The following is a 12,561-nucleotide window of genomic DNA, read 5'->3' as shown; positions in this document are numbered from 1 at the left end:
GCCGGGGCTATCAGAGGTTTGTCAGGCGGTGTTCGACCAGCTTCTTCCGCAGCGTGTTGCGGTTGATCCCCAGCATCGCGGCCGCCTTGACCTGGTTGCCGTCGCACTGGCGCATGATCGACTGCAGCAGCGGGATTTCGAACGCCGCGAGCGCGCGATCATACACCGCGCCATGTTCGGGCCGCTCGGTGAGCAGGAAGCGGTTGACCGCCTGGTCGAAGTCGCTCTCTTCGCGCCGGGGTTCGCCGCCGAGCGCCGGTTCGTCGAAAATGCTCCCCAATGCCTCGGCGGTGATCAAGTCGTCGCGGCTCATGATGACGGCGCGGAACACCAGATTACGAAGCTCGCGGACGTTGCCGCGCCAGTTGCGGCGCTGCATCGCGGCGATTGCGCTATCGTCGAAGATCCGCCGAGGCAGGCCCTCCTGCACCGCAAGCGCCAGGAAATGCTCCACCAGCGCGGGGATGTCGCTCAGCCGCTCACGCAGCGGCGGAAGCTCGATCGGCACCACGTTGATGCGGTAATACAGATCCTCGCGGAACAGCCCGGCCTCGATCAGCGGCCCGAACGGCTTATTGGTCGCCGCCAGAAACCGCACGTCGAGCTCGATCTCGCGATGCCCGCCGACGCGGGTGATCCTCCCGGTCTGCAGCGTGCGCAGCAGCCGCGTCTGCGCCTGCATCGGCATGTCGCCGATCTCGTCGAGAAACAGCGTGCCGCCATGGGCCTGCTCGAACTTGCCGATCGACTGCGTGACGGCCCCGGTGAACGCGCCCTTTTCATGGCCGAACAGCTCTGACTCGATCAGTTCGGCAGGAATCGCGGCCATGTTGACCGCAACGAACGGGCCCTGCTTGCGGTGGCCCAGCTGATGGATCGCCTCTGCCACCAGTTCCTTGCCGGTGCCGGATTCGCCAAGGATGAGCACCGACAGGTCGTTGCGCAGCACCCGGGTGATCATGCGGTAGACCGTCTGCATCGGCGCGCTGCGCCCGACGAGCGGCAGCCCGCTATCGGCAGGGTCTGCGTCCATGATGCCGCCGGAGTCGCCGCTGCGCGCGATCGCCTGAAGCACGGCGCGGATCAGTTCATCCAGATCGAAGGGCTTGGGGAAATATTCGTAAGCACCCGCCTCGCTTGCGCGTACCGCGGTATCGAGCGTGTTCTGCGCCGAAAGCACGATCACCGGCGTATCTGGATGGCGTTCGAGCACCACGCCCAGCGTGGCGATGCCATCGCCGTCCTCTAGCATCACATCGGTGAGGATCGCGGCATAGCGCTTGTCGGCGATGAGCGTGTTGCGCCGTGCGATCGAGGTGCAATGATCGACGGCGCAGCCTTCGGCCTCCAGCGCGGCGGTGATCACCTGGCTGATCGAGCGATCGTCCTCCACCAGCAAAACCGATTTGGCCATAATGATCAGTTCCCCAGGGTGGCAAGCGGCAGGAACAGCCGGAAATTGGTGAGCCCCTGCTGCGCGTCGCGTTCGTGCACGATGCGCCCGTTCATGTCGCGCACCAGCTTCTGAACCAGAGCGAGGCCCAGCCCTTGCCCGGTCTTCTTGCTGGTGACGAAGGGCGAGAAGATGTCCTCGGCGATGTCCGCATCGATCCCCGGGCCGTTGTCGCTGACCCGCACCTCGACCGGAAGCCGGATATAGCGATCGTCGCCGCGCGAGAGCCGCAGCCGCACGCCGCTGACGAACTTGGTGGTCAGGGTGATGCAGGCATCGTCCTGCCCCTCCATCGCCTCGCGGGCGTTGGTGATGAGGTTGAGCAGCACCTGCACCAGATTGTCGGCATCGGCCAGCACTGGCGGTATCGAGGGGTCGAACTGCTCGACGAAGCGTACGGTGTCGGGGTGCGCGGTCTCCACGATCTCGCGTACCCGGCTCAGCGGCTCATAGATGTTGCAGGGCCGCACCGGCGCGGCAGTGCGCCGGGTAAGCGATTGCATCTGGTCGATCAGCAGGGCGATGCGGTCCACCTCTGCGGTGATCAGCCCCGACAGGCGGCGCCCCGGCCCGTCGAGCTGCCGCTCGATCAGCTGCGCAGCGCCCTTGATCGCAGCAAGCGGGTTCTTGATCTCATGCGCCAGAATATCGGGTCCGCGCACCGCAAAGCCCTCGGCGGCGGGCTCGCTGTCGAACAGCGGCGATCCCGCGCCGGATTCGTTGAGCACCAGCAGCTGCCACCCTTCGGCCACCGGGCTGAGCGAGATATCGACCTCGCGCACGCTGTTGCGGCCGATCTGCACCCGCATGCCGTGCGCGGCCAGATTGGTGTCGGGCTGGTCGAGCGCGAGCCCGATCCGCGCATCGTCGAAGCGCAGGAACTCCGACAGATGCCGACCGATCAGCCGGCGTGCGCTTTGCTCGAGCAGGTTTTCCGCCGCCGCATTGGCTGCTGCGATCGTGCGGTCGGCGTGCAGCATGACCACAGCCATCGGCAGGCTCTGCAGCTGGGCCGCCGCATCCGGCGCGATGGCAGCGCTGGCCACCATCAGGCGGCGGCTTGACGCAGCCAGGGCCGGTAGAACTCACCCAGCATCGCTGTCACGACATCGGGATTGTCGATCTGGTTCATCTTGTTGCGCAGCTCGGCAGATCCCGGCAACCCCTTGGTGTACCAGCCCAGATGCTTGCGGGCCATCTTGACGCCAGTGTCGCTGCCATAGTGCTCAAGCATCGCGTGATAATGCTCGATGATCACGCGGTACTGCTCGTCCAGATCCGGGTCGGGCAACGTCTCGCCAGTGCGCAGCGCATGCATCACCTGCCCCAGCAGCCATGGCTTGCCATAGGCGCCGCGTCCGATCATGACGCCATCGGCGCCGCTCTGCTCCAGCGCGGTGCGCGCATCCTCGATGCTGCAGATGTCGCCGTTGACGATAACCGGAAGCTTCACCGCTGCCTTTACCTTCGCAACGAATGCCCAGTCGGCCGAGCCCTTGTACATCTGGTTGCGGGTGCGGCCGTGGACGGTGATCATCTTCGCGCCCAGATCCTCGGCAATCCGCGCAAGCTCCGGCGCGTTGAGGCTGTCATGGCACCAGCCCATGCGCATCTTGACCGTCACCGGCACCTTGACCGCCTTTACCGTCGCCTCGATCAGAGCGGCGGCCAGCGGCAGGTCGCGCATCAGCGCCGAGCCCGCATCGCCGTTGACCACCTTCTTCACCGGGCAGCCCATGTTGATGTCGATGATCGCAGCGCCACGGTCCTCGTTGAGCTTGGCAGCTTCGGCCATCTGCTTCGGACCGCACCCGGCGAGCTGCATCGACACCGGTTCTTCGACCGCATGCCAGGCCGCTTTCTGCAGCGACTGGCGCGTCTCACGGATCATCGCCTCGCTGGCGATCATCTCGGTGACGTTGAGCCCCGAGCCATAGCGCCGCACCAAAGTGCGGAACGGCATGTCGGTGACGCCGGTCATCGGCGCAAGCAGCACCGGCTCGTCGATCTGCAAGGGGCCGATCTGTATCGGCTTAAGGGCGGGTGTGTGGGTCATGATGATACGTGCCTAATATTTAGGCAGCCCCATAATCGCAAAGCGGCTGGCGGGCAAGCAGCACTTGGTTTATGCCCCGCGCCCGATGTCCGATGCAAAACCGAGCCTTTCGAGCGACACCTCCCGCACCGCCGCGCTGATCGTGGCTGCGGGCAAGGGCCTGCGCGCTGGCGGCGATGTGCCCAAGCAGTTTGCCGAGTATCGTGGCAAGCCCCTGCTCCGCCACAGCGTTGAGGCTTTTGCCAGCTGGGACGCTGCGCCTCGCATCGTTGTCGTGATCGGTGAAGGCCAGACTGCGTCGGCCAAGGCCGCGCTGGCAGGGCTGGACGGCATCGTGCTGGTCACCGGAGGCGCCGAACGCAGCGACTCGGTGCGGCTGGGCCTGCTGGCGCTTGCTGCGCAGGGTGGGATGGACCGGGTGTTCATCCACGACGCCGCCCGCCCTTCCCTCTCGCATGATGTTCTGGACCGGTTGAATGCCGCGCTGGACGCCAATCCCGGCGCGGTGCCGGTGCTGCCCGTCGTCGACAGCATCGCGCGCGGCGCCGATGGCGTCATGGAGCAGGCGGTGGATCGCGCGCATCTGTGGCGGATCCAGACCCCCCAGGCATTCCACTTTGACGCGATCCTGGCCGCGCACCTCGCTTGGTCGTCCGATCGCGCCGCCACCGATGACAGCCAGATCGCCCGAGCTCACGACCTTGCCGTCGCGCTGGTCGAAGGCGACGAGGCGTTGACCAAGATCACCTTTGCCGAGGACTTTGCCGTGTCACACCAGCCTGCTCCAGCGCCTTCCGCGATGATGGTCCGCACCGGCATCGGCTATGACGTGCATCGGCTGGCGAGCGGCGAGGAACTGTGGCTGGGCGGCTTGAAAATCGAGCATGATCGGGGACTTGCCGGCCACAGCGATGCCGATGTCGCGCTGCATGCGATCACCGATGCGCTGCTCGGTGCCATGGCACTGGGCGATATCGGCGAGCATTTTCCGCCCAGCGACCCGCAATGGCGCGGTGCGGATTCGGCGCAGTTCCTGGCGCATGCGGCATCGCTGGTCCGCGCCATGGGCGGGCAGATCGCCAATATCGACCTCACCATAATCTGCGAGGAGCCGAAAATCGGCCCGCACAAAGCTTCCATTCAGCAACGCATCGCCACCATTCTTGCGCTCCGACCGGATCAGGTGGGAGTCAAGGCGACAACGACCGAACGCCTGGGCTTCACCGGTCGCGGCGAAGGCATCGCCGCGCAGGCAGCGGCCAGCGTGATGGTTGCCGGACAACCCTGACAGGACAACAGACATGACACGAACGACACTGATGACCCGATCCGCAGCGGTGCTGGCCATGGCCGGGGCGCTGGCCGCCCAGACCGCTGCTGCGCAAACTGCCGCGTGCCTCTCAAACAGCCAGGCACAGTCGCTCGCGGTGGCGGCTTTGCCCGATGCGCTGTCGAGCGCGCGCCGGGCCTGCCTGCCGCATCTGCCAGCAGCGTCTGCCCTCACCCGCTCGTCCACCAAGATCAGCCAGGTCTATCAGCCTGCCGCTGACAGGGCCTGGCCGGTGGCCGGACGCGCCTTCCTGGCGGCGGTGGAACTGCCCTTGCCGCCGGGGAGCGATCCGCAGATCTTCCGTCCGCTGCTCACCGCGGCGATCACCGCGCTGGTCGAGCAGGAGATCAAGCCAGAAAATTGCAACGCGGTGGAGGAATTCTACAGCGCGCTCGAGCCGCTGCCGCCCGAGAACATGGGCAAGTTGTTGATCGCGCTGATGAAGCTGGACGAGACCTCGAAAAAGCCTGGCGAGACCAGCAAGAACCCCTTCACCCTGTGCAAGGATTCCGCGAAGTGAAAGGCCTGCTGCCATCGCTGCTGATGGATCTTGCCGAGCGGGTGGTGACCGAGAATATCACCGCCGGCCGCCGGATCGTGCTGGCGGAAAGCTGCACCGGCGGACTGGTGTGCGCGGCGATCACTGAAATTCCCGGCAGCTCGGATGTGCTCGATCGCGGCTTCGTGACCTATTCCAACGATGCCAAGATCGAATCGCTCGGGGTCAGCGCCGAGCTGATCGACACCTTCGGCGCGGTCTCGCCCGCCGTCGCCTGGGCGATGGCGCGCGGCGCGCTGAAGCATTCGGATGCGGATGTTGCGGTGGCGATTACCGGCGTGGCCGGGCCCGGTGGCGGCACCGAGAGCAAACCTGTGGGCACGGTGGTGTTCGCCTGCGCGCTGCGCGGCCAGAGCGAGAACGACATCACCGCCGAGCAGAAGAATTTCGATCCCACGCTCAGTCGCGCGGAGATTCGTCAGGAAGCGACGATGGCCGCGCTCGAACTGCTGTTGCCGTAAAGCTCTTCGGCGCGGGTTTCGAACGCGCTAACCATCTTGCGGAACGCGCGGTCAAAATACTGGCCGGCCAGCGTTTCGAACAGCCGGTTCTTGAAGGTGAACGACACGTAGAAGTCGACGGTGCACCCGCCCTTGCCGTCGCTGGCGAACTGCCAGATGTTTTCGAGGTTCTTGAGCGGGCCGTCGAGATACTCGACCTCGATCCGCTCACCGGGCACCTTGCGCACCAGCGAGGTGAACTTCTCGCGTAATTGCTTGAAGCCGACCACCATGTCGGCCACCATCTCGGTGTCGCTGTCCGATTTGACCCGGGTTGCGATCACCCAGGGCAGAAACTCGGCATAGCGCGCGACGTCGGCGACCAGATGATACATCTGCTCGTGACTCCAGGGCAGATGCCGGGTCTCGCGGTGCGATGGCATCCGGGGCCTCTTACCGTGCCGCCTGCCGTGCCAGCTTTGCCTCGCGCGCGGCGCGCATCTGGGCAAAGTCCTCGCCGGCATGATAGCTCGACCGGGTCAGCGGGCTGGATGCGACCTGCAAAAAGCCCTTGGCACGCGCGATCGCCGCATAGGCATCGAATGCCTTGGGGGTCACGAAATCGATGACCTTGGTGTGGCGCGGCGTGGGCTGCAGATACTGGCCCATGGTCAGGAAATCGACATCGGCAGAGCGCATGTCGTCCATCACCTGGTGCACCTCGAGCCGTTCTTCGCCCAGGCCGAGCATGATGCCCGACTTGGTGAAGATCGACGGATCGAGCCTTTTGACCATCTCGAGCAGCCGGAGCGAGGCGTAATAGCGCGCGCCGGGACGGATGGTGGGATAGAGCCGGGGCACGGTTTCCAGATTGTGGTTGTACACATCGGGCCGGGCGGTGACGATCGCCTCGACCGCGGCTTCGTGCTTGTTACGGAAATCGGGGGTCAGGATCTCGATCGTCGTCTTGGGCGTGGTCCGCCGCAGCGCCTCGATCACCTTGACGAACTGGCTCGCGCCGCCATCGGCAAGGTCGTCGCGATCGACCGAGGTGATGACGATATGCTCGAGCCCCATTTGCGCTGCCGCATCTGCGACGTGCTGGGGTTCCTTGGTGTCGACCATGCGCGGCATGCCGGTCTTGACGTTGCAGAAAGCGCAGGCGCGGGTGCACACATCTCCCAGGATCATCACCGTGGCGTGTTTCTTGGTCCAGCACTCGCCGATGTTGGGGCACGCCGCCTCTTCACACACGGTGTTGAGGTTGAGATCGCGCATCAGCTTGCGGGTTTCGTTGAAACCCTTGCTGGTGGGTGCGCGAACGCGGATCCAGTCCGGCTTGCGGACACGGGCGGGACGGCCTTCGGGGCTCTCGATGGGCGTGACTTCGTTCATGACTGGCGCTTTAGCGCAGGCCCCCGCGCACTTCCACTGGTAAAAGCGCCCGCCTGCCCACACTTATGCCCGAGGCTGCGCGATGACGGCCAGTCCAAAGCGGGGAATCCATGACATCTCAAAGCCTTCTCGACCTGCCCGATGATCTCGACGCCGTGCTGGCCGATGTCTGGCAGCGGCTGGGCCGCGCCGCCAAGGACCGCCGCGCCCCGATGCATACCCCTGTCGTCGCGACGATCACCGGGGACGGCGTTCCGAGCCAGCGGGTGATGGTGCTGCGCGCCTTCGACCGGGCGTCGGCGACGTTGCGCTTTCATACCGATTCCCGCGCGGCCAAGGTCGATCAGATCGGCGATGGCAGCCCGGTCTCGATCCTGGGCTATGATCCCGCAGCCAAGCGCCAGTTCCGCCTGTCGGGCGTGGCGCGGATAGAAACCGATACTGCCGCAGCCGATCAGGCCTGGGGTGAAGCGACGCTGTTTGCGAGGCGCTGCTATCTCGCCGATCCGGCTCCGGGCACGGTATCCGACGTGCCGGTTTCAGGGCTGCCCGCAGAGATCGAGGGCCGCAAGCCCGAGGATGACGAAGAGGTCGCCCCCGGGCGCGCCAATTTCGCGCTGCTGATGGCGAAAATCGACACGATCGAATTCCTGCATCTCGCGCACACCGGACACCGCCGCGCGCTGTTTCACCGCGCGCCTGACGGCCAATGGCAGGGCAAGTGGCTGGTGCCATGACGATTGCTTTTGACCCGCCGAAGCGCCATTTTCGGGAATGACCAAGGAAACGCCCCCCAACATCGCCCTGCTGATCGATGCAGACAATGCCAGCCCGTCCGGGATCGATCCGGTGCTGACCGTGCTGGCGGAACTGGGCACGGTGAACATCCGCCGCGCCTACGCCAACTGGCGCAAGCCCGCGCTCAAGGGCTGGGCGGATATCGTCCACAAGTTCGGCATCGAGCCCCAGCAGCAGTTCGACCTGACCAAGGGCAAGAACGCCACCGACATGAAGATGACGATCGATGCGATGGACCTGCTGTTCCGGGGCCGGGTCAACGGCTTCGGTATCATGAGTTCGGACAGCGATTTCATGCCGCTCGCCCAGCGCATCCGCCAGGACGGCCTGCCCGTCTATGGCTTTGGCGGCGACAAGACGCCCGAAGCGTTCAAGCAGGCCTGCACCCGGTTTATCGATGTGAACGCGCTGATCAAGGTGCAGGGGGCTGAGAAGAAAGCCGACAACGCCGCTGCCGCCAGGAGCAGCGCCAAGCCGGACCCCAAGCCCGCTGCAGGCGGCGCAAGCATCGACGAGGACGTGATCCAGCTGCTGATCGATGCCTATCAGGCCAGCAAGCGCGACGAGCGCGGCTTTGCGTCGCTCAGCGAAGTCGGCAAGATCGCGGGCAACCGGTCCAGCTTCGACGTCCGCAACCATGGTTTCCCACGTCTGCTCGACATGTTCGAAGCTTCGCCGCAGTTCACCACCGAGCGCCGCGAGAACGGCGGGCTGTTCGTCAAGCGCCTGCGCTGATCTTGCTCAGACGGTCGGTATGGTGCCGCCGTCGATGACATGTTCGGTTCCGGTGATGCTGCCCGCGCGGTCCGATACCAGAAAAGCGATCAGGCTTGCCACTTCCGCTGGGGTCGACGGCCGTCCGATGGGAATGCCGCCAAGCGAATCCATGATCATCCTGCGGCCTTGCTCGATGTCGCCTCCGGCCTGCTCGGCAAGCCGCGTTGCAAGGTCGATCGACGCTTCGGTCTCGATCCAGCCCGGCGACACCCTCACCACGCGCACCCCATGCGGTGACACCTGTCTGGAGAGGCTCTTGCTGTAGGTCGAGAGCGCCGCCTTGGCTGCGGCATAGGCGGTCGTCGCCTCGGGCAACGGCAACCGGCTCTGGATCGAGGTCACATGGACCACGACGCCCTGCCCCCGGCTGACCATCCCCGGGACCAGAGCGCGATCAAGCCGCACCGCTGGCATCAGGTTGAGATCGATCTCGCTTGCCCAGATAGCATCGCTCAGCGCTTCGAACCCACCGGTCGGCGCGGACGAGCCACCCAGCATGTGAACGATGATGTCGGCACCGCCCATGCGTTCGTGGACTTCCGCCGCGAGCGCGGCGCAGCCGTCCGCGTGTTTGAGGTCGCTGGCAAAGAACGGAACATCGTTCCAATAGTCTGGCCGGGTGCGGGCGGTGGTCAGCACCTCGGCGCCAAGCTCGCAAAACAGCGCGACCGTTGCGGCGCCCGCGCCGCGTGTGCCCGAGGTGATCAAGGCCCGCTTACCGGTGAGGTCGATGAACCGCCCCCCGCCCGCGTCCGGACCCTGCGATCCCGCGCTCATGGCGTGATCTCCAGCGCGGTGATCTGCTCTCCGCTGATGGCGAACAGGTAGCGCAGATCGACCGGACTGCCGGGGAAGTTTCCGGCAAGATGGCTGGTGACCACGATGCGATCACCTTCCCGGGTCATCGAAAAAGGCTCGACCGTGTAGCTGAAGGCGCTTGCGGTATCCTGCTTCCAGGTTCGGATGGCATCACCGCCGACATGGGTTCTTCCCTCATCGCGGACGATGGCATGCGGTGCAAAGCATTGGACGACAGCTTCGGCGTCCCGCTCGCGGTCGGCGGCAAAATATCTGGAAATGCTCTCGGGCAGGTCGATTGCCATATGGGGTCTCCATCTCGTGCAGCCATGTTCAGGCGGCTTCTAGCCGCTGGGCTGTGTCTGCAATTTAGCGATGGACCTTTGATCTGATAATCGGGATAAACCTGGACATGACATTGCGGAAAACAGGACAATGATCCGGCACAATCTCGTCGAGCTCGATTGCATTCTTGCGGTTGCGCGCTGCGGCTCCTTCCGCGGGGCTGCGCTTGATCTGGACATGTCGACCACCGCGCTGAGCAACGCCGTCGCCAAGCTCGAACGTCAGCTCGGCGTCCGGTTGTTCAACCGCACCACCCGCAGCGTGTCGCTCACCCAGGCAGGCCGCGGTTTTGTCGAGCAGGTATTCCCTGCGCTCCAGGACATTCGCGAGGCGATGGACATTGCCAGCTCGCAGCAGGTGACACCTTCAGGGACATTGCGGATCAATGCCTTCGCCACGGCTGCGCGCGAGGTCCTCGCGCCGCTTGTGCTGCGCTTTCTCCGCGAACATCCGCAGGTGCATGTCGATCTGGTAACCGAAGGGCGGATGGTCGACATCGTCGCCGACGGGTTCGATTTCGGCCTGCGCAATGCCAACCTTGTCCCCAGCGACATGATCGCGATCCCGCTGGGCCCGCCCCAGCGCCACGCCGTGGTCGCCACCCCGGGCTATCTGCGCGCTTATGGTACCCCGCTGGTCCCTGCCGATCTGCTTGGCCATGCGTGCATTCGGGTGAGGCTTCCCAATGGTTCGTTCTATCGCTGGCATTTTGAGAGCCAGGGCGAAGCGGTGCAGATCGACGTGACCGGTCGCATCGCGCTGGACGAGGCGAGCCTTGCGCGGATCGCGGTGCTGGAAGATGTCGGGCTCGGGTTCTTCATGGAATCCGACGTCCGCGAGGATATCGCTGAGCAGCGGGTGAACCGTGTGCTCGAAGACTGGACACCGCCGCTCGCACCCTTGAGCCTCTATTACCCGAACCGGCGCAACCCGTCTGCGGCGTTCAAGGCGTTTGTCGACCTCGCGCGCGACTTCGGCCGCCGCCGAAGGTGAAGGTTACCCGGCTGGAATGCGGCCGAGCCCTCGCCTCATTCCCACTCGATCGTGCCGGGCGGCTTTGACGTGTAGTCGTAGACCACGCGGTTGATGCCCTTGACCTCGTTGATGATCCGCGTCGCGGTGCGCTGCAGGAAGCTTGAGTCGAACGGATAGATGTCTGCGGTCATGCCGTCGGTACTGGTCACGGCGCGCAGCGCGCAGACGTTGTCATAGGTGCGGCCATCGCCCATCACGCCCACGGTCTTGACCGGCAGCAGCACGGCAAACGCCTGCCAGATCGCGTCGTACAGGCCGGCGTTGCGGATCTCGTCGAGATAGACCGCATCGGCCTTGCGCAGGATGTCGCAGCGCTCACGCGTGACCTCACCAGGGATGCGGATGGCAAGACCGGGGCCAGGGAACGGATGGCGACCGACGAACACGTCGGGCAGGCCAAGCTCGCGGCCCAATGCGCGCACCTCGTCCTTGAACAGCTCGCGCAAGGGTTCGACCAGCTTCATGTTCATGCGTTCGGGCAAGCCGCCGACATTGTGGTGGCTCTTGATCGTCACAGACGGCCCGCCGGTGAACGAGACGCTTTCGATGACATCGGGGTACAGTGTGCCCTGCGCCAGGAACTCCGCGCCGCCGATCTTGCGGGCTTCGGACTCGAACACATCGATAAAGGTCTTGCCGATGAACTTGCGCTTGAGTTCAGGATCAGTGACCCCGGCGAGGCCTCCCATGAATAATGCTTCGGCCTGCACGTGCACCAGCGGGATGTTGTAATGCCCCTTGAACAGGCTGACGACCTGGTCGGCCTCGCCCAGCCGCATCAGCCCGTGATCGACGAACACGCAGGTCAATTGGTCACCGATCGCCTCGTGGATCAGCACCGCAGCCACCGCGCTGTCGACTCCGCCCGAAAGACCGCAGATCACGCGCGAGGTGCCGACCTGCTCGCGGATCTCGGCGATCTTGGCGGCCTTGAACTCGGCCATCGACCAGTCCCCCCGGCAGCCGCAGACATGCCGGACGAAGTTGGCGATCAGCTTGCCGCCATCGGGGGTGTGCACGACCTCGGGGTGGAACTGCATCGCGTAGAAGCAGCGCTCGTCATCGGCGATCACCGCGAACGGCGCGCCGGGGGATGATGCGACTGCACGGAAGCCGGGAGCGAGCGCGGTGACCTTGTCGCCATGGCTCATCCACACCTGATGCGCCTCGCCTTCCTTCCACAGCCCGTCGAACAACCGGCAGCGGTCGGTGATCTCGATGAACGCGCGACCGAATTCGCCGCCCTTCTCGCCGCCACCTTCGACCATGCCGCCCAATTGCTGGGTCATCGTCTGCTGGCCATAGCAGATCCCCAGGATCGGCAGGCCCGATTGCAGGATCGCTTCCGGAGCGCGCGGGCTGCCGTCTTCGGTCACCGATGCCGGACCACCCGAGAGGATAATCCCCTTGGGCTTCATCCGGTGAAATGCCGCTTCCGCTCTGCTGAACGGGGCAATCTCGCTGTACACCCCCGCCTCGCGCACCCGGCGTGCGATAAGCTGCGTCACCTGGCTGCCGAAATCGACAATCAGAACGGATTCGTCATGGGCTATGGTCATGGTCTGCCGATAGTTG

Annotated in this window: 14 protein-coding genes; 6 read left to right on the top strand and 8 right to left on the bottom strand. The window is 64.9% G+C overall.

The genetic code is table 11. The annotated features are described in order from the left end of the window. Positions 1–10: 10 nt before the first annotated feature. The 3 genes from IP68_RS10315 to dusB are packed head-to-tail and all read right to left on the bottom strand — an operon-like array spanning position 11 to position 3,509. The gene (locus tag IP68_RS10315) at positions 11–1,414 is read right to left on the bottom strand and encodes a sigma-54 dependent transcriptional regulator (RefSeq protein WP_054134907.1); all 1,404 of its coding nucleotides are present in this window, start codon (positions 1,412–1,414) and stop codon (positions 11–13) included. Between the two features lie 5 nt (positions 1,415–1,419). After that, on the bottom strand, positions 1,420–2,502 hold the full coding sequence (locus IP68_RS10310; protein WP_054134906.1) for a nitrogen regulation protein NR(II): 1,083 nt from the start codon (positions 2,500–2,502) through the stop codon (positions 1,420–1,422). Beyond that, positions 2,502–3,509: a tRNA dihydrouridine synthase DusB gene (dusB, locus tag IP68_RS10305; RefSeq protein WP_054134905.1), complete on the bottom strand. Its 1,008-nt coding sequence runs from the start codon at positions 3,507–3,509 to the stop codon at positions 2,502–2,504. Before dusB ends, IP68_RS10310 begins: the two co-directional genes overlap by 1 nt. A gap of 85 nt (positions 3,510–3,594) precedes the next feature. Between dusB and IP68_RS10300 the strand changes: the two genes are divergently transcribed. Genes IP68_RS10300 through IP68_RS10290 form a run of 3 tightly spaced genes read left to right on the top strand, consistent with a single transcriptional unit; the run spans position 3,595 to position 5,859 of the window. Then, entirely contained in the window at positions 3,595–4,797 is a 1,203-nt protein-coding gene (locus IP68_RS10300; RefSeq protein ID WP_054134904.1) for a bifunctional 2-C-methyl-D-erythritol 4-phosphate cytidylyltransferase/2-C-methyl-D-erythritol 2,4-cyclodiphosphate synthase, read from the top strand. A 13-nt stretch (positions 4,798–4,810) separates the two neighbouring features. Continuing rightward, positions 4,811–5,359 (top strand): hypothetical protein, encoded by a 549-nt coding sequence (locus IP68_RS10295; protein WP_150126221.1) that lies wholly within the window; start codon positions 4,811–4,813, stop codon positions 5,357–5,359. Next, on the top strand, positions 5,356–5,859 hold the full coding sequence (locus IP68_RS10290; RefSeq protein WP_231683905.1) for a CinA family protein: 504 nt from the start codon (positions 5,356–5,358) through the stop codon (positions 5,857–5,859). The genes IP68_RS10295 and IP68_RS10290 overlap by 4 nt, the downstream gene beginning before the upstream one ends. Here the strand turns inward: IP68_RS10290 and IP68_RS10285 are convergent. After that, positions 5,817–6,281, bottom strand: coding sequence for a type II toxin-antitoxin system RatA family toxin (locus IP68_RS10285; RefSeq protein WP_054134902.1), 465 nt, complete (start codon positions 6,279–6,281; stop codon positions 5,817–5,819). The two genes, IP68_RS10290 and IP68_RS10285, sit on opposite strands and share 43 nt — an antisense overlap. Before the next feature lie 10 nt (positions 6,282–6,291). Next, entirely contained in the window at positions 6,292–7,233 is a 942-nt protein-coding gene (gene lipA / locus IP68_RS10280; RefSeq protein ID WP_054134901.1) for a lipoyl synthase, read from the bottom strand. A gap of 110 nt (positions 7,234–7,343) precedes the next feature. Between lipA and IP68_RS10275 the strand changes: the two genes are divergently transcribed. Both IP68_RS10275 and IP68_RS10270 read left to right on the top strand, forming a co-directional pair. Then, the gene (locus tag IP68_RS10275) at positions 7,344–7,970 is read left to right on the top strand and encodes a pyridoxamine 5'-phosphate oxidase family protein (protein WP_054134900.1); all 627 of its coding nucleotides are present in this window, start codon (positions 7,344–7,346) and stop codon (positions 7,968–7,970) included. A 37-nt stretch (positions 7,971–8,007) separates the two neighbouring features. Continuing rightward, positions 8,008–8,766, top strand: a complete 759-nt coding sequence (locus IP68_RS10270; protein ID WP_054134899.1) for an NYN domain-containing protein — start codon at positions 8,008–8,010, stop codon at positions 8,764–8,766. A gap of 6 nt (positions 8,767–8,772) precedes the next feature. Here IP68_RS10270 and IP68_RS10265 read toward each other — a convergent pair whose 3' ends face one another. After that, complete coding sequence (locus tag IP68_RS10265) at positions 8,773–9,585, bottom strand: SDR family oxidoreductase (RefSeq protein WP_054134898.1); 813 nt, start codon at positions 9,583–9,585, stop codon at positions 8,773–8,775. After that, positions 9,582–9,911, bottom strand: a complete 330-nt coding sequence (locus IP68_RS10260) for a nuclear transport factor 2 family protein (RefSeq protein ID WP_054134897.1) — start codon at positions 9,909–9,911, stop codon at positions 9,582–9,584. Before IP68_RS10260 ends, IP68_RS10265 begins: the two co-directional genes overlap by 4 nt. A gap of 130 nt (positions 9,912–10,041) precedes the next feature. Here IP68_RS10260 and IP68_RS10255 point away from each other — a divergent pair, with 130 nt between their 5' ends. After that, positions 10,042–10,944: a LysR family transcriptional regulator gene (locus IP68_RS10255; RefSeq protein WP_054134896.1), complete on the top strand. Its 903-nt coding sequence runs from the start codon at positions 10,042–10,044 to the stop codon at positions 10,942–10,944. Between the two features lie 35 nt (positions 10,945–10,979). Here IP68_RS10255 and guaA read toward each other — a convergent pair whose 3' ends face one another. Further along, positions 10,980–12,545 (bottom strand): glutamine-hydrolyzing GMP synthase, encoded by a 1,566-nt coding sequence (gene guaA / locus IP68_RS10250; protein ID WP_054134895.1) that lies wholly within the window; start codon positions 12,543–12,545, stop codon positions 10,980–10,982. Between the last annotated feature and the right edge of the window lie 16 nt (positions 12,546–12,561).

Origin of the sequence: Blastomonas sp. AAP25, assembly GCF_001295965.1 — a bacterium.
In the GTDB taxonomy this organism is placed as follows: domain Bacteria; phylum Pseudomonadota; class Alphaproteobacteria; order Sphingomonadales; family Sphingomonadaceae; genus Blastomonas; species Blastomonas fulva.
Note: the sequence above shows the minus strand (reverse complement) of the source record. Positions and strands in the feature narration are given on the sequence as shown.